We start from the raw sequence: 25,085 nt of genomic DNA, 5'->3' as shown, positions 1-25,085 counted from the left end.
AACCAAGGACTAATCAGCTTGTATGAGACATATCGGAAACTCTGTAGTGTTTCATGAACCGCCGTATACCGAACGGTACGTACGGTGGTGTGAGAGGACGGGGGTTAGCCGCCCCCTCCTACTCGATAGGCGGCTTTGGTGGTTTCTTGTCTCAGATTTTATACCTTTGTTTAAACCCTACTTGTTTACAGCTGTTTACGGGGTTTCTGTTCTTTTTATCGAAAACAACACGGCATTAGCGCTGTCGGGACACTGAAGTTCAACAACCGAGTTGATCCAATCTTCTGGGGAAGTTTGCCGGCAAGCGGCTGCTAGATACGGGAACATGGCCGACAATGCATAAAGGCAAAGGGGAGATTCACCTTGAGGAACTACCAGTGGGTCTTCGAAGAGAAATTGTTGCCCTACTTGATACCCGGCGGAACAAAATCCTTTGACTTTCGTTACTTGTATCTCCAACATATTCCTCTACCTCCTTGCTCCTACATAGTAAGAATATTCTTCACCCTGAGACGGCATCTCCTGCTTCAGCAGTTAAACATAAAACAACGCAACCAAATAATTCTCCATTTTGGACAGAATAGCGACCACACGTTCGTCTTGTAATCTAGCAGGGCATCTCTGGACCAATGCAAAAGCAAGATTCGTGCCACGCATTGATATAAAGTTCACAAAAAATAAAAAAGCCTGGTTTCCCTGATACACCTCGGCTTTCGAACAAAACTTGATTTGATGTTGTTGCCTCAAGTAGCCGATGCTACATGAGGTTGTCAGGAACCTACGAGTTTAGGTATCTAAACCGGTACACTGTATCGAGTAAGCAACTTTATACCGACCTAGTCTCTTAGTTTTCGGTAGAGCACTGTGCGGTGAATTCCCAGCAGTTGTGCTGCTTCGCTTATCCGACCTTCACATTCCGATATCACCTGATTTATATACTCCTTTTCCACCATTTGCAATACGCTCTTTAGGGTTCCTCTGTAGACTGTACTTGTCTGGCGTAGGTGGCTCGTATCGCTTGAACGACGACTGCTATTTGGCAGGGATTGATCGCCCTCAAAATTCAAATAGTCACTGGTGGAGGTAACAACTAGTCTTTCGACAACGTTGCGCAACTCGCGCACGTTTCCGGGCCAGTTGTAATTCGTGAATGCTTCGAGTGTTTGCTTGGTAAATGTCTTTTTGAAAGAGTACTTCCTATTCAATTCATCCAGAAACTTATTAGCGAGAATAGGGATGTCCTCAGGTCTTTCCCTCAGAGGCGGCAGCTTTATCGGTACCACATTGAGACGGTAATACAAGTCTCTTCGAAACAGACCTTGTGTCATCATGGTTTTTAGGTCTCTATTGGTGGCGGCGATAAGGCGCACATTAGTTCTGTGAATACTCGTGCTGCCCAATCGTTGCACATCGCCTGTCTCTAGGACTCTCAGCAGCTTGGATTGTACGGGTAACGGCAATTCCGCGACTTCATCGAGAAACAGTGTTCCTTTATGGGCGATCTCGAACAGTCCTGGTTTCCCTTGGGTGCTGGCACCTGTAAACGCGCCAGCAACATACCCGAAAAACTCCGACTCCATAAGTTCACTGGGTATTGCAGCACAATTCACCGGAATGAACGGTTCTTTAGCACGTAGACTGTTGCGATGTATATACCTTGCCATTACTTCTTTACCGGTTCCTGATTCCCCGAACAGCATTATTGTGCTGTCAGTTTTGGCAGCGGCACTGGCAACAGTCATGACCTGCTGCATTTGGGGGCTTTCAGCCACTATCTCCTTCCCTTCGGAATCTGCCTCTGCTAAATATTCCATCGCCTTTTTATATCGATTAGCGTTGGATCTTTCACGTTCCAGAAGCTCCATAAACTTGTCGAACAAGTGTTGATCTCGTGAGTTGGTGATAACCATAACAACGTCGCCATTCTTGTCCAATACGGGCGTGCTGGTGGCCATCAGAGTAGTCCCGTACTTGCTCCTGATGAGGCCGGTAACTACTGAGCGAGTTTCGGTTGCCTCCCATGCTGTCGAGCGATCATACAACCCTTCTTTAACCAAATCCCTGACGTTTTTCCCTACCAGCTTCTTATGATCAACTCCTAGCAATCTTCCCGTGGAGCGGTTAGCCAACAGTACATTGCCGGACTTATCGGTAACAAGTATGGCGTCGTAGGAATTGATAATAACCTGAATCAATTCTTCTCGTGAACAGACTACTGCGACTTCCGAGCTTTCCCAAGCCATATAACTCCTCCTTTTTCAAAAAAACCTTCTAAAAGTCTTTGTTTGTTGAATTCGAAAAATTACTCCATTCCGATCTGTAAATCACACTGTTTGCTGACACGAATTGTTCACACATGATCTAGAGCGGTTTTCTTGTATTGCCGCAGCGGTTGACTTATACTGATATTGCTTAACCCCCTCCTTCCCCAAGATATGTAGAGTCCACCAGGAACAAATTCCCTTATCTTTCTAAATGAGAAATCCAGCATGGCTTGGTTGCCGTTTGTGTCCGAACACAAAAACTGGTACTATTCTTGCTTGATTCGCTTACTGGTGGTATTCTTTTCGTAGGTGCAACTTCCCTATTGAGTGGTGTTGGGGCTATTTCCAAATTTTCCAAGATAGTCGTGCGTTCCTTTTTCTTGGCCGCTAGTTAATCACTTCTTATAGGGGCGTATAAGACGTCACCGAATACTTTACGATTACTCCAAAAAGCTTGTCCAGTGGGTAGACGGCGGAACAACAGTATAATAAATGTTGAGTGATACTTCAGGTATACAGTATGGAACACAGTGTTTGAGTTCACGGCACGACTATGTACTTTTGCCTGTAGACAAAAGCCATAGTTGGAGCTTCTCAAAGCCGATACGAATCCTGATAGTAGGGGGCATTATATAATTATGATAAAACAGCTTTTGCCTGGCATTTATCAGTTGAAGGTGCCTTTGCCCAGGAATCCTCTTAAAGCCATTAATTCCTACCTGATTGGAGGCCAGGCGAGGAGTCTCCTCGTCGATACTGGTTTCAACTGGCCTGAGTGTAAGGAAGCCCTGCTTAAGGGAATTGAAACCCTGGGAGTAGATTGGGCAGATATAGACTTTTTTGTAACTCACTTACACGGGGACCATTTCGGGCTGGTCTATGACCTGGCAAGACAGGAATCAGTAGTTTATTGCAGCGAGGTTGATGCCAACATAATCAAGGCCAACAGGTCCACCGCTTATTGGCAAGAGATTAATTCATTTTATCTCATGCATGGTTACCCACCCCATGAACTGGATCAAGGAGATACCCTTAGGAGCTATGTCTCTGGAACCGACATCAATTTTAAATATGTAAATGAAGGCGACTGTTTGGAATACGGCGGTTATCATCTAGTCTGCATAAGCACTCCAGGGCACACTCCGGGGCACATGTGCCTGTACGAGCCTGAACGTAAGTTTCTGATATCGGGTGATCACATTCTCGCTGACATTACCTCCAATATCACTGGTAGGCCAGGGTGGAACGATTCTCTCGGACAGTATCTCAAGAGCTTGGAAAAAATAAATGCTATGGATATAAATTTGGTTCTGCCCGGCCACAGAGGTATTATAAGAAACCATCACCGAAGAATTGAAGAACTTAAGCTTCATCATAAAAAGAGGCTGGAAGAGGTTCAGACCATTCTTCAAGATGGTCCCATGAGTGCCTACCAGGTTGCGAGCCTCATGCATTGGGACTTGACATACGATTCCTGGGAACAAATTCCCAGTTTTCAAAAATGGTTCGCCACCGGCGAGGCTATTGCTCACTTGGAGCATTTAGTACATATGAATGTATTGCGAAAAATTGAGCAAGACGGAGGAGTAATTTATGCACTACCTGACTAAATGTTTCGTCCTCCGCAGGAGGGGGAAAAGCCCCTCATTGTGAGCAATGTGTAACGGTTTTGTTGCTTGCTCTCCCAGTCTGGATCACACTGTTTTGGGGTTTCATATATCTTGTCTACCTAATATTAATTATAGCTGGCGATGTCGGATTATGTCGAACATAATTCGTAATCCAGAGAAGGAATGATCAACAGCAAGCAAGAGTAAGGAAGGTTGCGCTGCGGATACACCATGACACAGAGTGCAACCTTGCGGATAGACTTTCTGCAACCTTTATTGGCAATCAACTCTCAGACTTCTGAGTAATTGAATGGGAAAGAGAGTCCGAATTCCCCTTATATTAAGGGGGATTCGGGCTTTTTCTTTTGGGGTGAGGTAGGTCTGTGGCATGCATTTTGCTCCAGAGACAAAAATGAAAGCATACCAGACGAAGGTATGCCGAGTAAAAGGGGATCTCAGGAAAGGGGGGGTCAACTAGACAAATCAGTTGATACGTTATCAAGATGAGCTAAACGTCAAAATCGGCCTGTTTGTCAACGCGAAGATGGTTAACGAACAAGTCCCTGCATGCAGTGTCTTCCTCGCTCTTTTGGCGGTTGTGAAGTAATCGTTCAGTCTAGGGGTCTGTGTCCGACAATTATCTTCGCCCAGAGAAAAGAAGGAGGTATTTCGATATGCCGTATACCAAAGCTTTTATCCCCTACGGAGGATATTATTCAACGCCATTTGTCCGCTGGAATGGATCGCTGAAAGGGGAAAACCCTGTTGTACTAGGGGCTGCCACGGCAAGACGCTGGTTTGTGGAAAAGAAGATCGACCCGACCGTGCTTGATTTTCTGTACTATGGGCAGACAGTTACCAGTCCCCTAACGTTTTTTGGCCATGTTTATGCTGCTGCAGTGATTCTCGATCGGGTGAAAGATATACCCGCCATGGGCTTGAATCAAGTTTGTACAACGTCGGTAACAAGCCTGGCGTTGGCAGCTAACGATGTTGAGCTTGGAATGCACGAAGCAGTCTTCTGCCTTTCCAGTGATCGTACTTCAAGTCACGCTATAGTACTGACGCCCAACCCCAAGACTGGCGGAGTGGACATAGAAAACATCGTTCTCGACAACTTCGACCGTGACCCTTCACCGGGGGCAGGTTTGAAGATGTATCAGACGGCTGAGGCAGTGGCTAAAGAAGTTGGTATTACCAGAGAAGAATGTGACGAAGTAGCTTTGTTAAGGTATGAGCAGTATAACGACGCGCTAGCTAATGATCGGGCATTCCAAAAGAGATATATGTTCCCGGTGGAAATAAAGGCTGGCAAGAGCGTGAAGCTGATCGAGGAGGACGAAGGGATAACGTCTACTTCGAAAGAGGCACTTGCTAAGTTAAAACCCATGGAACCCGGCGGAGTGCTGACCTTCGGCAGCCAGACTCATCCTGCCGACGGCAATTGTGGGATTATAGTCACAACCCAAGAAAAGGCCAAAGAATTGAGTTCGGATCCGAATATAACCGTACAAATCCTCTCGTACGCGGTAGTAAGGGTTGCTCCGGGACGTATGGCAGGGGCACCGGCACCTGCATTAGCGGCAGCCCTAAAGAACGCGGGGTTAAGCGTAAGCGATCTCAGTCAAGTGAAAACCCATAATCCGTTCATCGTAAATGACATAAATACCGGCAGGCAATTAGGAATAGACCAGAAGATGATTAACAATTACGGATCCTCCATGGTTTACGGGCATCCCCAGGCACCGACTGCTGGAAGAGCCATTATCGAGCTGATCGAAGCATTGGCGGTGCAGGGCGGAGGTTATGGCGCGTTCACAGGATGCGCAGCAGGCGATATAGCCGCCTCAATGGTAATAAAAGTGAGCTAGGAGCCGGAGTCAAAACACGGGATTTCGCCACCAAGCTTCGCAGGTGAGGAGCGTAAATGAGATTGTCCTTGGCGCCGAGTTGTCCAACGAGGCGCGAGGCGCTAAGGCGAAACGCTCCACACACGTACAAGTGTAACGGAACTGCGGTCAGGATGTTGCCGGAATTAATGTAAACCAATGAACGTACAGCATGTGCTCCTATTACTGTCTTTTTCGAAGGAGGAGATGAAGGTATGCCAGCGAGATGGGAGAAACTGGAGAGAATTCCAGCACCACATTTCATCCCCACATTTGGACCCCTATCGGGGATGAGGTTGCTGCTTTCCGGTAGTATAGTAGCGGCACCGTTTGCTGCCCAGTTGTGCGCCGACTTTGGCGCGGAAGTAATTCACATTGAAATGCCCAGAATAGGAGACACCTATCGTACTCAGAAACCAGTGATAACAAGTGAAGACGGAACAAAGGCCATGGCTGCAGCATATTGTCAGAAACGCAATAAGTTGAGCTTTGCCCTCAACCACAATCTTAGCATCCCGGAATCCAAGGAAATATTCTATTCATTGATCAAGCAATGTGACGTATGGCTTGAGAATATGGTGTGGCTAGACAAACTGGGTGTTGACTGCAAAGAGCTATTGGAAATAAACCCCAAACTTATCATCGTGCATGTCAGTGGTTTTGGACGTCCTCAGTTTGGGGGCGACCCGCGCATATGCAACCGGCCCTCCTATGACCCGGTTGGTCAATGCGAGGGTGGACTGGCTAATATGATTGGTTTTCCAGACGGCCCGCCGATGTACGCACAACCCTTTGTCAATGACTATCTGACTGCTACCTATGCATTTGGAGCAATTTGTGCCGCCTATATCCACGTGCTTAAAGGCGGAAAAGGACAGGAGATTGACATAGCGCAGGTAGAGACCCAGGCACGTAACCTTGACGATCACTGGGCTGCTTATATCAACCTTGGAGTAGAGAAAAGCCGTGTCGGCAACCGGGTTCCCATATTCCAGCCTGCTTCGATGCACAAGTGCAAGGATGGTCGCTATGCGTTCATAGGGGCCTTCGGTGAAGCGGCCTATTACCGTGCCATAGATGGCTTGGGTTTGAAGCGCGAGGAATGGAAGTGGGAGGAGTGCGGTCAGTCAAAGGAGGCGCTCGAGTCTGAAAAAGGCCGAGCTCTGTATGAATATATAGACAAGTGGTTCAGCGAGCGCACCGCGCAAGAGGCTCAGGACCACATGGACAAGTATAAGACGCCAGTGGCTATCGTTAAGACTCCAAAGGATATCTATGCCGATCCCCACTGGCATGCCAGGGGGAACTTCATCAGGTACTACGTCCCTGCCATTGACAGAGAGGTCGAAGCGTTCGGTTTCGTTCCAAAGTTCATGGACACTCCAGGCCAGGTGTGGCGCGGGCAGGTGGACATCGGTTATGACACCGAGAGGATACTCAGCGAACTTCTCGGCTACACCGACGTCGAGATCGAATCACTCAAAGGGAGAGGCATAATCGACTAGAGTCGGCGCAAGGGAAACTGACCTGATGTCGTGCGAACCACCATAGGGGACAGTTGCACCGGGGGAACTTAGCGGAGGTTGAATCGTCTGGGAGTTGGCTTTTCAAGCGTGAGCTCATTTAGGCCTGAACCGCCAAGAGGTTCAGGTAGGGTAGCTAACTGTAAAGTCACAAACAAATGATAGGGGGTATTTATCATGACAATCAAGAAAATAGGCGTGTTGGGAGCCGGCGCAATGGGGACAGGTATAGCCCAGGTTGCGGCACAGGCCGGTTATGAAGTAGTCCTGGGTGATGTTGAGATGGCTTTCGTCGAGAGGTCGGTGGCCAATATAGGCAAGCTTCTGGACAAGAACGTAGAAAAAGGCAAAATGACCGCTGAACAAAAGGATGCTATCATGGGCCGCTTCACTCTTACCACGAACCTAGATGATTTTGCCACCGTTGACTACTTCATAGAAGCTATCGTCGAGGACCTCGAGATCAAGAAATCTACTTTAGCGAAGGTTGACAAGGTATTAAAACCCGATGTCGTCATGGCTAGCAACACTTCCTCAATGTCTATCACGGTTCTGGGATCTGCCACCAATAGGCCGGAAAAATTTGTGGGCATGCATTTCTTCAATCCAGTTCCGGTTATGAGGCTTTGCGAAATCATCCGCGGCTACAAGACCAGCGATGAAACCGTGAAAATAGCTTCTGAGCTTGCTCAGGCCTTTGGCAAGACCACTGTTGAAGTCAAGAAGGACACCCCAGGATTCATCGTAAATCGGGTAATGATGCCTCAGTTCCTGGAGGCTATTCGCCTGGTTGAGGAAGGGGTTGCTACTCCGCAGGACATCGACACCGCAGTGACCCTGGGTCTCAACTATCCGATGGGGCCTTTTACCTTGATGGACTTCACCGGAATCGATATCTCAAAGTTCGTTCTCGATTACTTCTACGAGGAAACCAAGAATCCGTTCTGGGCTCCTCCCTATACTCTGAAGGCTATAATCAGGGCTGGTAAGCTGGGCAGGAAGACCGGAGCGGGATGGTACGACTATAGCAAGTAAGGGTTCATCTTTGGCTATTAAGAAGGGTTCAGGGAAAGGATAGAGAGTTGCAAGGGGTGCACTGACGGGCTGGAGAGCCCAAGGGATAGAGAATAGACTGAATAGATTAGGAGGAGAGGCCCTTTTACATGGAAAGGGCCCTCCTGCTAGGAATTAGTGCAGCACTTGCAATTGGGGCGAAATCTAGGATCTGACGAACGAAAGGGGAGTTGCCCATGTCCTACGAAGCGATTCAGGTAACCAGAGAAGGCAAGGTGGCGGTCATCACCCTGAACCGCCCTCCCATGAATCCCTTGAACAGCGCGGTATTCAGGGATTTAGCTAAAGCAGCGGACGAATTCAGCACCGATGCCAGAGTGAAGGCAGTTATTATTACTGGGGCTGGAGGTAAAGCATTTGCGGCTGGGGCAGACGTCTCGGAAATGGCTACTCTTACCCCTGTGGAGGTATACAGTTTCTGCCAGGGCTCGAAGATAGCCTTTTCGAAGCTGGAGAACCTGAATAAACCTGTTATTGCCGCTGTAAGCGGGGTGGCGTTTGGTGGTGGTTGCGAGCTAGCGTTGGCTTGCGATTTTCGTATTGCGGCGGACAACGCGAAGTTTGCCTTTCCGGAAACTGGCCTAGGTATAATTCCCGGTGGTGGTGGGACACAGAGACTGCCTAGGCTGGTCGGGGCGACCAAAGCCAAAGAACTAATCTTTCTGGGCGAAATAATTGACGCTGTTACAGCAGAGAGAATCGGGCTAGTAAACAAACTGGTGCCGGCGGATGCCCTCATGGAAGAGGCCATGAAGATGGCCAATAAATTGGCGGAGAAGCCCTTAGTTGCCATACAGATGGCTAAGGCCGCTATTAACCTTGGGGGGAATGTTGACCTTACCTCTGGCTTGGAAGCGGAGATTCAGAATTTTGTCATTGCTTTTGCCAGTGCGGATGGCAAGGAGGGCCTATCAGCGTTCGTGGAGAAGCGAAAACCGAACTATACGGACAAGTAGATGATAGACAATACACGATGGAAATGTGAGGTGAAGGGAATGAGCGAGTTACCCAAAGGGGGAACCTTTCTCTTCGGTCAGACCGATCCTCAAAGCGTGTTTACTCCGGAGGACTTTACCGAAGAGCACAAGATGGTCTATCGGACGGCGTTAGGGTTTGTTAATGACAAAATCCTGCCCGTAATGGATGACCTTGAAGCCAAGAAGGAAGGCCTTAACAGGGAACTTCTACTAATGGCTGGAGAACTGGGACTTCTGGGGACCGATGTTCCGGAGGAATACGGCGGATTCGCCATGGACAAGATCAGCACCAGCATTGTGGCGGAGTGCATGGGACGTGCGGGTGGATTTACCATGACCCATGGGGGGCAGACGGGTATTGGTCAGTTGCCTATTGTCTATTTTGGCACCCATGAGCAGAAGATGAAGTACCTGCCAGGGATTGTCAGCGGCGAAAAAGTTACTGCGTACGCCCTGACTGAACCTGGGGCAGGTTCAGACGCTTTGGCTGGAAAGACATGGGCGGTCCTCAGCCCGGATGGAAAGTACTACATCTTGAATGGCACCAAACAATTCATCACCAACGCCGGATTTGCTGACCTGTACATTGTCTTTGCCAAGATAGACAGGGACAAGTTTACGGGCTTCATCGTAGAAGCCGACTCCGAAGGCCTTTCTACCGGTCCCGAGGAACACAAGATGGGGATCAAGGGCTCGTCGACCAGGACGGTGATACTTGAAGACGTAAAGGTTCCGGTTGAAAACGTTCTTTTCGAGATTGGCAAGGGACACGTAATCGCCTTCAATATTCTGAACATGGGACGCTATAAGCTGGCGGGCAATGCCGTAGGTAACTGTAAGTTCGCCATTGAGCTGTCTGCACAATATGCAAATGATCGCAGGCAGTTCAACCAACCAATCGCTGAGTTCGGTCTTATAAAGGAAAAACTAGCCGAAATGAATACCAGGACGTACATCGCCGAGAGCATGGTCTACCGTACGGGAGGATTGCTGGACCAGATGATGCACACGTTGGATTTGTCTGGTCCTGACAGCGGCCAGGTGGCAGCCAAAGGGATTGAGGAATATGCATTGGAGTGCTCAATGAACAAGGTTTTTGCCACTGAGGTTCAAGGTTATGTTATGGACGAAGGCGTACAAATTCATGGAGGGTACGGATTCACGTCGGAGTACACCATTGAAAGGCTGTACAGAGACTGCAGGGTATATCGGATATTCGAGGGCACTAATGAGATTAACCGGACTGTCATAACGAGTACCTTGGTCCGCCGCGGACTGAAGGGAGACATTCCGCTCAAGGAGGCCATTGAAGGATTACGGGCCGGGTTAGCATCCGGAATTGGACCACGGCAAAACGAAGGCGAATTGGTACAGGCTGCGAAAGACATGCTGCTGTTGAGCTTGGGTGTGGGCATTGATAAGTATGGTCAGGGTCTGCTCAAGCATCAAGAGATTGTCGGGAAAATCGCGGACATGGCCATGCTTACCTTTGGAATGGAGAGCGGTTGGCTCCGTGCCCAGAAGGCATTAGCCAATACTGGCGAGGCGGACGCAAGAATTAAGCTAAACATGGCGAGAGTCTTTATCAATTCCGCTATTGGCACCATATTTAACTTGGCCAGAGAGGTCTTGGCAGGACTTGCCAGCGGTGAGGAATTAGCCGGGCTCCTGGCGGACTTGCAGAAGTTGTGCCAGTACACGCCGAGCAACACCATAGCTATGAGACGGGAAATTGCGGCGGCTGTCTCGGCGGCGGCTAGGTATGTTGCGTAGGGTGGCCGTAGCAAAGGATTCTCTCATTCGGCTCAGTCTGAGAGGTAGAAAGAGAGACCCGAAGGGTAACCCGTCGAGAATAGCTTGGGGCAGTAGCCTAGGCATGTGTTGGCGTTTGTTTGGTTCACTGGGAGTCGAATAAATGTGAAGGGGGAGATGGAGAATGTCGGGAAATAATTCGGGCGCAGGATTCGCTAATCCGACCCCTGCGGGTCTGGTGGCACTATCAATGGCTTGCTTCGCGTTCTTTGCACTGTTAACGGGAAGGGTAGACCACTCGACCACACCGGTTATGGCTTTTTGGCTGCTCGGCGGGTTCATTGTACAGATAGTGACAGGCGTCATTGAGCTGAGAGAGGGTAATCTTCCGGGAGGTAACATATTCACTTGGTTCGCCGCATTCTTTATGTTCACTACCGGGTGTGTCTTCCTTTTTGAGTATCTCGGGCATTCTCTTAACTGGCATATGAGTGGTGCCGTAGAAGGGTGGGCCTGGGCAGCATTGACGTTATCGTTATTATTCTGGACACCGGCTTATCTCAAGGCGCCGCTGTATTTGTTCACAGCGATAGTGTTTATGGATGTTGCTTGTCCAATGCTTACTCTGATGAAGCTAGGCATCCTGGCTCCGACGGTTGCTCCTATTATTGGGTGGCTCATGCTAATCGCGGGTTTACTCGGTCTGTGGCTAGGGGCCTGCATAGTCGTCAACGGGGTCTTTGGACGAGAGGTATATCCCTGCCCGGGACCCATTTTAAAGGATTAAGGTGAAAGGTGTACTCAGGAACCGGATCCTAGAGGACTAACGGTAGGCGCTCGTGCATCGGTCTTTAGGAAAGCTTAGTGGCAGGAACGTTGTAGTAAGGAGTAAGTCGCCCCCCCGCGGGGTTGGCTGGCGAGTTAAATGAAAGGGGCGTATGCCTTAGGGAGACCAGGGCAGCGTTATGGGAGTGTGGCTGCGATTGTCCGAGTTTCGTGGCGCGAGAAGGTCCTATAAAGTACCGGGTCCTTGGCCTGGCCGGGGTATGGGCACCAAGCCCCTGAAGCGAAGTCGGCGCGGAATCAGATTGAGCGAATGAGAAATATGCGATTCTGACGCAATTATGTCCCTAACTATGAGGGCACCGGTCTTGGGACCGTTGCCCTTTTTGTTTTATCTCGCTAGGGCAAAAGGTTTGTCACGAATGCCGGAGACAGGGGAGAATTGTGGATATTTTTTCGGTGGTGAGGTAACCACGAGGGCTATCGGGGATTGGGCTTCGGTTGTCTTTCGTAGAGCGCTTGAGAGGGGGGAAGGTAGCGGCGATCATGAATCGGGTGTGTTAAAGGTTGGAGCGGGCAACTGGTCTTATCATTGAGGGTTGGAGGTGAAAATGGTAATGAACGTCTGCGGGCTAGTAAGTAGAAATGCCTCGCTTCGCCCGCACAGTAAGGCTATTATTTGCGGTGATGACGGGAGGATATATAACTGGTCCGAGTTTGAGAAGATGGTCACGAGATTCAGCAATGCCCTGGCAAGTATGGGGGTGGAAAAAGGGGATAGGGTGGCAATTTACCTGCCAAATTCGCCGGAGTTTTTATTCACGTATTTCGCAGTAGCAAGGATAGGAGCCATAGCCGTTCCGTTTAACATTCTGTTCAGAAGTGGAGAAATAACGTATGTCCTCAACAATTCGCGGGCCAAGGTGCTGGTTGGTGCTTCGGCCGAGACGAGAGAGTATCTTGCCGGCGCCGGGGGTGACGTGCCTCATCTAGAAAAGGTCATTACAGTAGGGGAACGGATAAATGGAAGCCTCGATTTCCATGCGTTGGTGTCGCGTGCTCCAGAAGCGTTCGATGTGGTTGACTGCAGCCCTGATGATATAGTATCTATACTTTACACCTCGGGCACCACCGGACAGCCGAAAGGAGCTATGCACAGTCACGGGAATTTGATGGCTATCGGGACGCTGAGCTCAAGAATCTTACGAATTGACGACCAAGACGTTCTGCTGACGCCGACTCCCTTCTGTCATATATGTTTTGTGTTGAGCGCGCTGGGGCCTCTGAGCGTAGGAGCCTGCTCAGTGACGATGCGGAGATTCAGTCCGGACAAGGCACTGGAGTTGATATCGCGCTACCGGGTCACTCACTTCACCGGTGTTCCTACCATGTTTATATACATGCTGCATCATTTCGAAGAGGATAAATACGACCTTACGTCTTGGAAGTATGCGTATGCTGCGGGAGCTTCTATGCCGGTCCAATATATTAAGGAAGTAGAAGAGAAGTTCGGAGTAGAGTTTGCAGAACTGTATGGTCTCACCGAGACTACCTCCACGGTAACGTATAATAGGATCGGACACGGTAAGAAGGGATCAGTTGGGCTCGCGGCTGAGGGGACCGAAGTGAAACTAGTGGATGAGGCCGGAAACCAGGTTCGGGTCGGTGAAGTTGGCGAGATACTGGTAAAGGGGCCTGGAGTTTTCAAGGGTTACTGGGAAATGCCGGAGGCAACCAGGGAGGTATTCGACGGGGAGTGGTATCGCACTGGTGACCTTGGGAAATACGATGAGGAAGGGTACTTGTACATTGTTGGAAGGAAGAAGGAGATGATAGTTTGCGGTGGCTACAATGTCTATCCTCGGGAAATTGAAGACGTTATTTGCCAACACCCAAAGGTTGCGGAAGCTGCCGTTGTGGGCGTTAGAGATTCGGCTAGAAACGAGATTCCCAAGGCCTTTGTCCGACTGAACGAGGGCGAAGAGATGACGGAGCAAGAACTAATAGAATTCTGCGCGCAGAGAATAGCTTCTTACAAGGTACCGCGTCAGGTGGAATTTGTACCCGAGTTGCCGAAGAGCCCCTCAGGGAAAATCCTAAAGAGATTGCTACCCGCAAGCTAAACCAGACAAGTGTATATGGTTTCTTGTGTCCGGCGGTGGTAAGGGTCAAATTTGTTCGGGTACTCGCGAGCTCAAGCTCAGGGGAACACCAGGGGAACTTCCCGCAAATTCAATTAATTTATACGTAAGACGTACCACTACAAACATGGTAGGGGTACGTCATTCTGTGATCTCACTACCAACCCGCGATTGGGCGTCCTTAATCCAGGAGGGGTAGAATTTTTCATGGACAGATGGCCCTTACGCCGTATCCAAAGATGGAGCCTTCTTCTTGACTTGAATGGCCTGTCGGTCGGTCCCGCCGATGAACGCAAAAAAGTACGGCGACAAGATGAAGGATATCGCCGTACTATTATATGGAGGAGGTAATTTTAGGATGGGCTACTTCGTAATGGTACAGGCTACTGTAATGATATCGCTATTGATCTATGCACTGAGTGCGTCGGCTTCGTGGTTAAGCGGGTTGTCGACCGGTTTCTTGAGGAACCGCAACATGACCAAAGCGATAGCCAGGAATGCAGCCGCCACCAGGTATGCTCCATTATACGAATTCGTATAATCGACGATTCGGCCGCCCGTGATTGGACCGATTACTCCGGCGATTCCATATGCGGTAAACACTAGGCCGTAGTTCATACCGCTATGCTTTAGGCCATAATAATCGTACGTCATAGCAGGGAAAATACCGAGCAACGAACCCCAACATATCCCGCAGGCTGTGATGCCACACACCAAGAGGCTGAAGTTAGTGTAGAACCTGAACAGTAGCATGTTTATCATCTGAACCATGAAGACAAGCATCAGGGTTTTCTCGCGCCCGAGATTGTCCGATAACCATCCGCCCAGGAAACGGCCCAAGCAATTGCAAACAGCGAGGAGAGAAACGAGGGCGAATCCCCATTCGATGTTGGCTTGCATCGTCCCAATCATCGCCGCTTGACTCGTTACCATAAGACCTGCTACAACACCGAAAGCGTACATGCACCATATGAGATAGAATTGATAAGTAGAAAGCATTTCAGAAGGGGTATACTGCCGCTGCGGAGTGGGAGGCACGCTTGGCGAGGAATCTGGAGCTTCTTCTGCTTTGTAATCCGCCGTCGGCCGGGAAAGGAATTGCGCGAATATGAGGATTGCGATCATGAAGGCAATTCCCTCGATAATAAACGTCTTTTGGATGCCGACGTTACTTAACAGATACTGGGTCAATGGGGCGACGTAAACTGAGGAGAAGCCTAGCGCAGCAACCACTAACCCTCCGATCATGCCCCTCTTCTGCGGAGGGAACCAGCTCACTGCTGCGGGTATCGTGCCTGCATATCCTACTCCTAACCCTATGCCAAATATCAAGCCAAAGGAAACGACCAGCATGGGCAGAGAGGTCGCGTAGCCGGAGAGCAGGAACCCGATTCCAGTACATATACCGCCTATTACCCCGCATACCCTAGGCCCATATCTGTCAAAAATACGGCCTCCGGGTACCATCATCAGTGCAGACAACAGGATTAGGGCAGTAAAAGGGAGTGATGCTTGGGTTTTCGTGTAACCGAGCTCTTTAACGAGGGCCGCCGCGATTATGCTCCACGAATAGAAACAACCTAGGGCGAGGTTGACTCCCATCGCGCCGACCGTCACTATCCAACCCTTGTTTCTTTTATTCATAGAATAACTCCTCCTCATGTTGTGATATGATAATTCATCAAGTATCAACTTAACGCTTGAGAACTTCCACTTGCTACCGAGAGGGTTATCCGCTAGTGGAAAACCAGATCAACCCAAGTAGCCACAGGACGTCATTTCTTGCCTTTGTTTATTTCTTTTGCCCTCATTTTCCGGTAAAGGACAGTCCGGTGGATGCCCAAACGCTTGGCTGCCATGCCAATGCGTCCGCCACACTCCTCTAAGACCTGTTTGATGTATTCCTGTTCCACTGCTTCGAGCACACTTTTCAATGTCCCGGAGTGTGTTGAGGGAAGCCTGGTTGGAGACTTCAATAAGGAACTAACACGACCTACTTCTTCGCTTTCATCAACATTAGCTTTGGGTGCAAACTGAACGCCTTCGATTCCAAGTAGATCGCTGACAGACGTTACTGCCATTCGCTCAACTACATTACGCAGCTCTCTGACATTGCCAGGCCAGTTGTATTTGAGAAATTCCTGAATAGCTTGCAGGCTCAGCTTTTTGTTGAAGCCGTACTTCCTGTTAAGCTCTTCCAGATACTTGTTGGCTAGAACAATTATGTCTTCCGGCCTCTCTCTGAGCGGTGGGATGTGTAAAGGAATTACGTTTAGACGGTAGTACAAATCGCTTCGGAAGACCTTTTGCTCTACCATTGATTTTAGATCCCTGTTGGTGGCGGCAATCAGGCGCACGTCAACTTTTTGGAGAGACGTTCCTCCGACGCGTTGGACTTCCTGTGTTTCTAGCACTCTTAGTAACTTAGACTGCATCGAGAGAGGTAGTTCTCCGATTTCGTCTAGAAAAAGAGTGCCCTTGTCGGCCATCTCAAACAACCCCGGCTTACCCGTGTTGCTTGCTCCTGTGAAGGCTCCGGGGGCGTAACCGAAGAATTCGGATTCCATCAATTCGTGAGGGATGGCCGCACAATTAACAGGGATGAAAGGTTCCTGGGCCCGAGCGCTGATGCGGTGGATGTATCTCGCGAGGACCTCCTTGCCGCTTCCGGTTTCACCGACGATGAGCACTGTGCTGTCTGTCCTGGCCACACTATCACAGATGTTCAACACCTGGCGCATCTTGGGGCTCTGGGCGACGATGCTCTTAGTATCACCAGCCACGGCACTTGAGAGGTACTCCAGTACCATTTTGTAACGGTCTGATTTTGCCTTCTCTAATTCCAGTGCCTCGATGTAGTTATCTACCAAACTCTTAAAACGTGTATTAGTTACCACCCATTGCACTTCCCCTTGAGCGTCGAGAACAGGAACACTTGTGGCTACAAGAAGGTTTCCGTTACGAGCTTTTAACAACGCCGTTACTACAGAACGGGTCTTGATTGCTTCCATCGTGGGCGACGGGCTGTACAGCCCGCTCTTGACCAAGTCATTAACATTTTGTCCTATAAGCTCTTCGACTTGCACTCCCAGGCAATCAGCAGTTGCTTGATTCACCAGTACGACTGTACCGTGACTGTCGGTTATGAGAATGGCGTCGTAGCTGCGCATCAAGATATTTACCAGGTCTTCTTTAGTAATGTTGTCGGCATCTGATAAATCGGCTTTTCCTTCCATAGCTTCTAACACGTACCCGCTTTGGTTAAGAAGTTGCTCTGCATACAATACGGGTCCCCCCTCTCTAGTCAACAATGGAAAGCAATAGAAAACTTATCTCCCCGTTGTTTGAAGACCGATGTATCTTGGAAGAAAGAAGACATAAGATACGTCGTACCCCTTTTCGGAGAATCTTTGTCGGGACACCAACTTTTGACAACACCGGTTGTTTAGAGTAACGTAGGACCTAACGGTCCTACCCGTCCCGCAGATTCTAGATACCTGGTAGCTTTGTTTTTGGTAAACGTTAAGACCTAGTCTGCACCTCCTTATCAGGCATATAGGCCTGCCCGTGCTCCGAGTCAAGAGCATTTCAGAACTTGGGGCAAGCCCTCTTCCAATACCAGGTCAACCCCATACCCGTCTCTGACTACTCAGGGCTGATTGTCCTCTGTTTGAGTCGTAAAAGCAATAATTGTGCCAAAGAAGGCGCGGATTATTGGATATGCCTCAATGACCGACAGAAGGCATGCGGACCGATATCTTTTTAGCAACTCCTCTTGGAAGAGGACCGGAGATAGCTGCATGGGTGCAAAATAGCAACCAACAGTTGTCGCAGATAGAGTAAGCCGTAGCAAAACAACAACTGACGTGTCCCTCTTGGGTTGGGATGTGAAGGTTAGAACATGCGCGGCCGCCGAAAATTTCGGTACGACTCGTTCGGCATGACGTCATGGCATCTTGCTGCTGTCGTTTCAAAGCGAGTTTTCGGCCAGAGGGCCTTGCGGTAATGGGACTAGCATGGTCATAGCGGGTTAGGGATGGGAGTTGGCGGCCGGCAACCGAACATGGTTGCTCAATGTGAAAGTTGTTGCATGCACAGGACCTTTTGAAGGGCTGTTTCGGTTTTCGGGGGTAACAGTATGTACCCTCTATCGCCCGGTAGCATCTGCCATGTAAAGTCGGCGGTGCAAATTTGAGGTGATTAGAAATCGCTGGCACGTTAATTGCAAGGAACAGTACCTAAACACACAATCTTTGAGGTATCTGCCGCTAAACATGGGAGCAGGCAGCGAATCGGTATCGCCGCTGCAATTAAGAACTACAATCGCTGTGATTGGGGAGGAATTGAGAACGCATGAGATACGAAGGCGACATATACCGCCCACCTAGTGAAGCACGTAGCTATATATTGCAGTGCACAATAGGATGTTCGCACAACGGGTGCACATTCTGCGGTTCATACAAGGGGAAGAAATACCGGGTAAGATCCTTAGAAGAAATCAAAACCGATATACGCATGGCAAAGATATTTTATGGAAATGTTAGAAAAGTATTCTTAGCTGATGGGGATGCGATGGCTATGGACACACCTGACCTCCTAGAGGTTCTTGAGTTTCTGTACAGCACCTTTCCTAGCCTATATCACGTCGGCATCTATGCAGGGCCTCAGACTATTCTTCGAAAGTCGAAAGATGAACTGCGAGCCCTAAGGGATGCGGGGCTTACGATAGCTTATCTAGGAGTTGAAACGGGAGACGAGGAGCTACTGCAGGAAATCAATAAGGGAGTAACTTATGATGAAATGGTCGAGGTCGGGAAAAGGATAGTGGAAGCGAACATCAAGTTGTCCGTTACGGTGTTGCTGGGCCTGGCTGGATCCGGTGAAAGAGCTCATGCGCACGCGGCAGGAACGGCCAGAATTTGCAACGAAATAAAGCCTGATTACTTGGCGGCTCTGACCTTGATAATTGTTCCGGGGACTGTGTTACATAAGAAGGTCCAGGCTGGAGAGTTCAAGGTGGCATCTCCCATGGATATTATAAAGGAGATGAGAATTCTAATCGAAGGCCTAGAGATAGATGGGTGTGAGTTCAGAAGCAATCATGCTTCAAACTATCTGCCAATTAAGGGGAGACTGCAAGAAGACAAGCAAGCGATGCTGGCAATTGTCGACTACGTTTTGGAAAAGAAGAATGGAAGCCTGCTCCGGCCCGATTCGTTTAGGGCATTGTGAATAAATGCAGACTCAGCTGCCGCCGACTGGCCGGCGTGTTGCGAAGAGAGGATCGCTTATGGGTGATTGTGTATGTTTTCTTCTCAGCCTACGTTTGTCTCTAACCGAGATTGCCTTCTCAATTACTAGAGTAATTCAAGATACGCGGTTGTAACACCACTACACTGTGCCAAATCAGCAACGACCTGGAGTAGGAGTTATGCAGCTATATTGTCAGGAAAACACAACAACTGGGTATTTGCGGACCTAATGGCGGGTACTTGTCAAGACATGTAATGCAGGGATGGCCGACGTTTACACACATCCGTCCTAGTTTTTGCGGTCATTCTGGCACGGTTATTGCTACTCACACAACAATAAGTTGATAGGTAACAGTAGTCGTTTCCCTTCCATTGGTATGGATCTTACCAGCTTGGGACTCTAATAAAACTAGGGTTGAACTTTTTTTGTATTCAAAATCGGTTTCCAATTATTCAAAATGGGCTGAGACGCGATAGTTTTGTTTCCACTTTATATGTACGTAAGTATTCGAAGCTGAATAATGTAGGCCCGAAGTATAGACTGGACTAGAGTCACGAATTGAAGTAGCGAACTCCCTCGCCTAGCCCTTGGGGGGCTTAGGCTCCCCCCTGGGGCGATTCTTTTTGATACTCGAAGGGGCCAAGAAGACTCAGTACAGTCGAACGGTCCACAACTGCCGTAACTTAGATTAATGCGATAGCTTTACCAGGATTTGGGTTCCAGTTCTACCACTTACCTCCTTATCCTTCTTAGTTTCAAGGGCGATGGCATGGTGGTTGCCGTCGCCTGCATTCTGTTTGGTACATGATCTCCGGTATGACGAGTTACAAGCTTTTATCTGTCTGGTTAGGAGGGTTTGCATGAAACGAACACTTGAGACACCTGAAGGAACCGCAGAAAGAACTGGGATTATTTCAAAAACCCAGGGACGTACCGAGGCTTCAGAACGTGATCTTGGAGGCAGAATGCGCAAAGAAAAGGCCCGCGCTCGCGCGATAGCGAAGCGACAGGCGACTGCCGAGAGAATTGCTGCTGCCTCCGAGCAGCTTTTAGCTGGGATTGAGGAAATTGCAGCTTCTTCGAGTCAGTTCGCCCGGCAGATGGAGGTGTTGGCGAAAAGCACAGTCGAGTTGGCTGAAACTGCAGAATCTGCTCAAAACACTACCGTTCGCCAGAGCAATGCTTGTGACGAGATTATGAACACCTCGTCAGAGCTGCGTGGTTTCGTTGACGAGGCGGTTACGTCTATGCAACAGTCAATAATTGCCCTTGATGCAACGCTTACCGACCTTGCTGAAGCGGCTCAAATGAGCGCGAGGCTGGGTGAGCGAGTGGGTGAGTTGGAACAGAATTCCTCGGAAATAGGGGAAATTGTGCAAACAGTGGTGATGATTGCCGACCAGACAAACCTTTTAGCCTTAAACGCTGCCATAGAGGCTGCGCGGGCAGGCGAACACGGACTTGGCTTTGCGGTTGTGGCAGACGAGGTGCGTAACTTGGCGGAAGTTTCGGACAGTGCTGCTCGTGAAATCACGACGGTAGTCCAAGAATTTCAGAAGGAAGTCAGCGACGTTGTCGGAATTATCAGGAATATGGTACAGCAGTTTCAAAGCATACACGATCGAACAGGAAGGAATAATCAAAACTTTGCTCGGGTCGCTGAATTGTTCGAGTTATACGCTAAGATAATGGGCGATGCACTTCAGGTGATAGAGGGCTTGAAGGCCAGAGCCGACGAATTATCCAGCAATTGCAGCACAGTAGCAGTGTCATGCGAGCAGATCAAAGTAGGCTGCCAGGAGTCGGCAACGGCGATAAAAGAACAGAGCAAGGCGATGGCGGAAATCAGTAACGGGACGCAGGCTTTGGCTGAAATGATGGAGGAATTAAAGAGCACCATTGATCTAGACAAACTGGCTGAAGAAGTAGCAGCGACAGCGGAGCAGTTGTCGGCTAGTATCGAGGAAGTCGGGGGGACGGCGGATGAGATCGCGGGAGCTTTGACCCAAATATCCGGCGCCATTGACAGCGCTTCGAGTCGAATACAAGCTTCGGTCCGGCTCACACAAGCTAATCAAGAAGGGGTTAAGAACATGAGGTCTTACATAGAGCAGTCCAGCCAAGTCCTGGAGGAACTAGAAGAGCTTTTTAAGGCAACGCGAAAGGACGCGCGACAAGGAGTATGGGGGGACTTACGAGCATGTATAGAACGTTACCCCGAAATCGCAAAATCGATCGCGGCTCTAAGCGAGCGGATTAGACTAATTGGCAAGACTGTTAATTCAATCGAGAATGTCTCTATTCAGACAAACATGCTTGCTGTTAACGGCTTCATCGAGGCGGCAACGGCTGCAGAGCACGGGCGTGGCTTTTCAGTGGTGGCTGGCGATATTCGTAGCTTGGCAAGTGAGACTGCAGACAATGCCGAGAGAATTAAAGACTTGGTAGAAGGGCTCGAAAACCAAATAAATAAGATTAGGGACGAGTTGATGCAATCGGAGGAAGTTGCGCGCAAAGCGGATAAGGCTATAATAGCGGCTGGCAAGAGAAACGATGTTGTCGAGCAATCGCTTGCTCTAATCAATTCACATCGCCCTAAGGTAAAAGCAGCTACAGAAGATATGAGCGCGGCCATTGACGAGGCGAACGAGGGGATAGCATTGCTGGCGAAGAAGATAGCTGATCAGGCCATTCAGATACAACAGGCTTCACGAACCGCGACAGAACAAAACCAGGCTATCAACCAGATTGCCGGTTCTGTTGAGGAAATTGCTTCTACGGCTGATGAAATGCAGAGCCTTCGGTGAGAACAGAAGCGGGATTCGGAGTGCTCCGCTCAACAGTATGAACAAAGCATAATGGTCTACGCCTTAATGGAATTCTATCCATGTCTATAAACCGGTTATATTCCGGCAGTCACGCTAATACAATGTAGCAAAAAGAAGGGCGGGGGCTATGGGCAAGAGATGGCGCTGGTTGTTGATTGGATTTATAAGTCTTGCAGTAATCGGGGTCATTTACTGGTTGTATTTGGCTAAACAGGAAAGGGACATTGAGCCCCAGACGTTACTAGAGGAAACCCTACAAAATATGGCCGCGGCTAAAAGTTTTAGATACAAACTGGAATCCACCTTAACCATCGACGACCGGAGGGAGGTGGTAAGCCGGATACAAGGGGAGAAAGATGACTCCGGAAGTACTCATATAAAGGGGGAGATGGTAAAGACACCAATCGACATTTATCACATCAAAGACACCACTTACAACTGGGATAGTTCTAGTAAGAAATGGCTAGTCATTAAGGATGCAGAAGCCGATACCAGGGACGTTTTAATAGCAGAACTGGATCCACTGTCGAACCTCAATTTTAAGAGTATTTCTCAGGTGGAGAAGTTGGGCTTTGAGAAGGTTGGAGGTACCAGGTGCTTCATCATAAGCTGCAGGCCTAGCATCGAGAATGAGCTGATGGAAGTCGCATTGAAGGATTTCCGTTACAAACTCTGGGTAGACTACAGGCAAAAATATATCAGAAGAGCTACTTTAAGCGCGGTCAGCAAGAATAACCCCAACGCTCGTCTAACCATGAAAGTGGAGTTTTTTGATTTCAATCAAGATATACGAGTACAGAAGCCTGAATTGAATTGAGGCCAAACCGGCCTCAATTTTTTTGACACTTTCAAACAGGGGTTGATATAATCCAGGCAAAAGGAGTGGACTTGGCTTGTGGGTGCTTCCAAAGTCTTGCTGACAAAGAAGCAGATTCAATCGCGAGTAAGAGAACTCGGACAATCCATAACCTACGATTATGCTGGGCACGAACTGGTGGTTGTCGGTATCCTCACAGGTTCGTTTATTTTTTTGGCCGACCTGGTGAGAACTATTGATGTGCCTGTGGTCATCGATTTCATGAGTCTATCGAGTTACGGGGCCTCGACCGAGTCCTCAGGAGAAGTCCGGATATTGAAGGACCTGGAGATGCCGGTAGAGGGCAAGAACGTCTTGGTGGTGGAAGACATCGTGGATACGGGACTGACGCTCACATACGTGGTCGAAGTCCTTAAGAAAAGGCGCCCCCAGAGTCTTAAGGTGTGTGTTCTTTTGGACAAGCCTTCGCGCCGAAAAACCGCGTTTGTTCCGGATTACTGCGGTTTTGTTATTCCCGACGAATTTGTCGTGGGCTACGGGCTCGACTACGCAGGGAAGTACCGGAATTTACCGGATATCAGGATACTAGAGTTGAAGAAGGCCAAGGGCCAGGGAGGGGATGAGTGAGTGGAACGGGAAACAGTCTTGGTGCTTGACTTTGGTGGCCAGTACAATCAATTGATCGCGCGGAGGGTCAGGGATCTATCGGTATACAGCGAAATGATACCTTATTATACCCCACTGGCCGAAATCAAAGCCAGAAAGCCACGGGGCATTATATTTTCAGGAGGTCCGGCCAGCGTACATGTTCCCGGTGCTCCGGTGTGCGACCCCGGGATTTATGAACTGGGAATTCCGATACTGGGCATCTGTTACGGCATGCAACTTATGGCGTCGCAACTGGGGGGGGAAGTGAGACCGGCTGCGGTGAGGGAATACGGAAAGTCGTTCCTGGAGAAGTGCCGGGAAGACGCGCTTTTTTTTGGCCTGCCGACTCAAATGCAGGTATGGATGAGTCACGGGGATTTGGTAGTCAATATCCCCGAGGGTTTTCAAGTTACTGCCAGTACCGGGGACTGCCCGGTGGCGGCGATGAGCGATCCTGAACGAAAACTTTATGGTGTTCAGTTTCATCCCGAGGTAAGGCATACTCCCCTGGGGGACGAGATACTGAAGAATTTTTTGTTTCGAATTTGCGGATGTAGCGGCAGTTGGAATTTGCAGGATTTTGTTCAGGAGATGGTTGAGGAGGTAAAAAGGCGGGTAGGGCAGAAAAAGGTGCTGTGTGCTTTGAGCGGGGGTGTGGATTCCTCGGTAGCGGCGGCTCTGGTGGATCTCGCCGTGGGTAAAAACTTGACCTGTGTTTTCGTAGACCACGGGCTTTTGCGTAAAGGGGAGGCCGAACAGGTGGTTAGGACTTTCCGTGAGGAAAGAGGGATGAACCTCATATACGTGGATGCGGCCCAGCGGTTTTTGGACAAGCTCCAAGGAGTAGCGGACCCCGAGCTCAAACGAAAGATCATCGGACACGAGTTCATTCGGGTCTTTGAAGAAGAGGCTCGAAAGCTCGGCCAGATCGATTTCCTGGTACAGGGCACCCTGTACCCGGACGTTATCGAAAGCGGAACTGCTACTGCCGCTACCATCAAGACCCACCACAACGTGGGGGGGCTGCCGGAAGATATGCAATTCGAATTGATTGAGCCTTTGCGGTTACTGTTCAAGGACGAGGTTCGCCGTATAGGCGAACAATTGGGGCTCCCGCCTGAGATAGTTTGGAGACAGCCTTTCCCAGGCCCGGGCCTGGCGGTGAGGGTGCTGGAAGAAGTAACTCCCGAGAAAGTCGCGATTCTCAGGGAAGCTGACGCCATCGTTACGGAGGAGATAAGAAAAGTGGGACTGGACCGGGAATTGTGGCAGTACTTTGCGGTTTTACCACCAGTGCGTAGCGTGGGCGTGATGGGGGATGAAAGGACTTACGCTTACCCCATAGTGGTACGGGCGGTGGTGAGCGAAGATGCAATGACCGCGGACTGGGCACGCCTTCCCTATGAGGTTCTGGACGTAATAGCCCGCCGCATAGTGAACGAGGTCAAACACGTCAACCGCGTAGTATATGATATTACCTCTAAGCCCCCCGGCACTATAGAGTGGGAATAAGCTCGGCCTAAGTA

At 49.4% G+C, this 25,085-nt stretch carries 17 protein-coding genes; 13 read left to right on the top strand and 4 right to left on the bottom strand.

Annotation, left to right across the window (positions count from 1 at the left end; genetic code table 11):
• Positions 1–195: 195 nt before the first annotated feature.
• The gene (locus tag HPY90_RS06685; RefSeq protein WP_287192684.1) at positions 196–462 is read right to left on the bottom strand and encodes a TIGR04076 family protein; all 267 of its coding nucleotides are present in this window, start codon (positions 460–462) and stop codon (positions 196–198) included.
• 374 nt (positions 463–836) lie between these two features.
• Positions 837–2,243 carry a sigma-54 interaction domain-containing protein gene (locus tag HPY90_RS06680; protein WP_287192681.1) on the bottom strand — a complete coding sequence of 469 codons (1,407 nt, stop codon included), beginning with the start codon at positions 2,241–2,243 and terminating at the stop codon, positions 837–839.
• A 659-nt stretch (positions 2,244–2,902) separates the two neighbouring features.
• Here HPY90_RS06680 and HPY90_RS06675 point away from each other — a divergent pair.
• The 8 genes from HPY90_RS06675 (at position 2,903) to HPY90_RS06640 (ending at position 13,995) form a co-directional block, all read left to right on the top strand.
• The gene (locus HPY90_RS06675) at positions 2,903–3,874 is read left to right on the top strand and encodes an MBL fold metallo-hydrolase (RefSeq protein ID WP_287192678.1); all 972 of its coding nucleotides are present in this window, start codon (positions 2,903–2,905) and stop codon (positions 3,872–3,874) included.
• Positions 3,875–4,548: 674 nt separating this feature from the next.
• On the top strand, positions 4,549–5,745 hold the full coding sequence (locus HPY90_RS06670; RefSeq protein ID WP_013174763.1) for a thiolase family protein: 1,197 nt from the start codon (positions 4,549–4,551) through the stop codon (positions 5,743–5,745).
• Positions 5,746–5,978: 233 nt separating this feature from the next.
• Positions 5,979–7,268 carry a CaiB/BaiF CoA transferase family protein gene (locus HPY90_RS06665; protein WP_013174764.1) on the top strand — a complete coding sequence of 430 codons (1,290 nt, stop codon included), beginning with the start codon at positions 5,979–5,981 and terminating at the stop codon, positions 7,266–7,268.
• Positions 7,269–7,463: 195 nt separating this feature from the next.
• Positions 7,464–8,321, top strand: coding sequence for a 3-hydroxyacyl-CoA dehydrogenase family protein (locus HPY90_RS06660; RefSeq protein WP_287192674.1), 858 nt, complete (start codon positions 7,464–7,466; stop codon positions 8,319–8,321).
• A 215-nt stretch (positions 8,322–8,536) separates the two neighbouring features.
• The gene (locus HPY90_RS06655) at positions 8,537–9,316 is read left to right on the top strand and encodes an enoyl-CoA hydratase/isomerase family protein (protein WP_287192671.1); all 780 of its coding nucleotides are present in this window, start codon (positions 8,537–8,539) and stop codon (positions 9,314–9,316) included.
• Positions 9,317–9,355: 39 nt separating this feature from the next.
• Positions 9,356–11,110, top strand: coding sequence for an acyl-CoA dehydrogenase FadE (locus tag HPY90_RS06650; protein WP_287192668.1), 1,755 nt, complete (start codon positions 9,356–9,358; stop codon positions 11,108–11,110).
• Positions 11,111–11,273: 163 nt separating this feature from the next.
• Complete coding sequence (locus tag HPY90_RS06645; protein WP_287192665.1) at positions 11,274–11,876, top strand: acetate uptake transporter family protein; 603 nt, start codon at positions 11,274–11,276, stop codon at positions 11,874–11,876.
• Between the two features lie 607 nt (positions 11,877–12,483).
• On the top strand, positions 12,484–13,995 hold the full coding sequence (locus HPY90_RS06640) for a class I adenylate-forming enzyme family protein (protein ID WP_287192698.1): 1,512 nt from the start codon (positions 12,484–12,486) through the stop codon (positions 13,993–13,995).
• Positions 13,996–14,421: 426 nt separating this feature from the next.
• Here HPY90_RS06640 and HPY90_RS06635 read toward each other — a convergent pair whose 3' ends face one another.
• Both HPY90_RS06635 and HPY90_RS06630 read right to left on the bottom strand, forming a co-directional pair.
• Positions 14,422–15,657 carry an L-lactate MFS transporter gene (locus HPY90_RS06635; protein ID WP_287192663.1) on the bottom strand — a complete coding sequence of 412 codons (1,236 nt, stop codon included), beginning with the start codon at positions 15,655–15,657 and terminating at the stop codon, positions 14,422–14,424.
• Positions 15,658–15,788: 131 nt separating this feature from the next.
• Positions 15,789–17,297 carry a sigma-54 interaction domain-containing protein gene (locus tag HPY90_RS06630; protein WP_287192661.1) on the bottom strand — a complete coding sequence of 503 codons (1,509 nt, stop codon included), beginning with the start codon at positions 17,295–17,297 and terminating at the stop codon, positions 15,789–15,791.
• A gap of 1,069 nt (positions 17,298–18,366) precedes the next feature.
• Here HPY90_RS06630 and HPY90_RS06625 point away from each other — a divergent pair.
• The 5 genes from HPY90_RS06625 (at position 18,367) to guaA (ending at position 25,071) form a co-directional block, all read left to right on the top strand.
• Entirely contained in the window at positions 18,367–19,245 is an 879-nt protein-coding gene (locus HPY90_RS06625) for a radical SAM protein (RefSeq protein ID WP_287192657.1), read from the top strand.
• A gap of 881 nt (positions 19,246–20,126) precedes the next feature.
• Entirely contained in the window at positions 20,127–22,073 is a 1,947-nt protein-coding gene (locus tag HPY90_RS06620) for a methyl-accepting chemotaxis protein (protein WP_287192654.1), read from the top strand.
• 148 nt (positions 22,074–22,221) lie between these two features.
• On the top strand, positions 22,222–22,911 hold the full coding sequence (locus HPY90_RS06615) for a hypothetical protein (protein ID WP_273699129.1): 690 nt from the start codon (positions 22,222–22,224) through the stop codon (positions 22,909–22,911).
• Between the two features lie 78 nt (positions 22,912–22,989).
• Positions 22,990–23,538 (top strand): hypoxanthine phosphoribosyltransferase, encoded by a 549-nt coding sequence (hpt, locus tag HPY90_RS06610; RefSeq protein WP_287192649.1) that lies wholly within the window; start codon positions 22,990–22,992, stop codon positions 23,536–23,538.
• Entirely contained in the window at positions 23,539–25,071 is a 1,533-nt protein-coding gene (gene guaA, locus HPY90_RS06605; RefSeq protein WP_287192645.1) for a glutamine-hydrolyzing GMP synthase, read from the top strand.
• Positions 25,072–25,085 lie beyond the last annotated feature (14 nt).

This window comes from Syntrophothermus sp. (assembly GCF_013314835.1).
In the GTDB taxonomy this organism is placed as follows: Bacteria; Bacillota; Syntrophomonadia; order Syntrophomonadales; family Syntrophothermaceae; genus Syntrophothermus; species Syntrophothermus lipocalidus.
This window is presented reverse-complemented; position numbering and strand designations above follow the sequence as displayed.

Bases quoted from the DNA above. Each gene is read 5' to 3' on its own strand.
- HPY90_RS06620 (WP_287192654.1), top strand. From the start codon at position 20,127: ATGAAACGAACACTTGAGACACCTGAAGGAACCGCAGAAAGAACTGGG.
- HPY90_RS06655 (WP_287192671.1), top strand. From the start codon at position 8,537: ATGTCCTACGAAGCGATTCAGGTAACCAGAGAAGGCAAGGTGGCGGTC.
- HPY90_RS06640 (WP_287192698.1), top strand. From the start codon at position 12,484: ATGGTAATGAACGTCTGCGGGCTAGTAAGTAGAAATGCCTCGCTTCGC.
- HPY90_RS06615 (WP_273699129.1), top strand. From the start codon at position 22,222: ATGGGCAAGAGATGGCGCTGGTTGTTGATTGGATTTATAAGTCTTGCA.
- HPY90_RS06685 (WP_287192684.1), bottom strand. From the start codon at position 462: ATGTTGGAGATACAAGTAACGAAAGTCAAAGGATTTTGTTCCGCCGGG.
- HPY90_RS06650 (WP_287192668.1), top strand. From the start codon at position 9,356: ATGAGCGAGTTACCCAAAGGGGGAACCTTTCTCTTCGGTCAGACCGAT.
- HPY90_RS06635 (WP_287192663.1), bottom strand. From the start codon at position 15,657: ATGAATAAAAGAAACAAGGGTTGGATAGTGACGGTCGGCGCGATGGGA.
- HPY90_RS06675 (WP_287192678.1), top strand. From the start codon at position 2,903: ATGATAAAACAGCTTTTGCCTGGCATTTATCAGTTGAAGGTGCCTTTG.
- HPY90_RS06625 (WP_287192657.1), top strand. From the start codon at position 18,367: ATGAGATACGAAGGCGACATATACCGCCCACCTAGTGAAGCACGTAGC.
- HPY90_RS06680 (WP_287192681.1), bottom strand. From the start codon at position 2,243: ATGGCTTGGGAAAGCTCGGAAGTCGCAGTAGTCTGTTCACGAGAAGAA.
- HPY90_RS06665 (WP_013174764.1), top strand. From the start codon at position 5,979: ATGCCAGCGAGATGGGAGAAACTGGAGAGAATTCCAGCACCACATTTC.
- HPY90_RS06660 (WP_287192674.1), top strand. From the start codon at position 7,464: ATGACAATCAAGAAAATAGGCGTGTTGGGAGCCGGCGCAATGGGGACA.
- HPY90_RS06645 (WP_287192665.1), top strand. From the start codon at position 11,274: ATGTCGGGAAATAATTCGGGCGCAGGATTCGCTAATCCGACCCCTGCG.
- HPY90_RS06670 (WP_013174763.1), top strand. From the start codon at position 4,549: ATGCCGTATACCAAAGCTTTTATCCCCTACGGAGGATATTATTCAACG.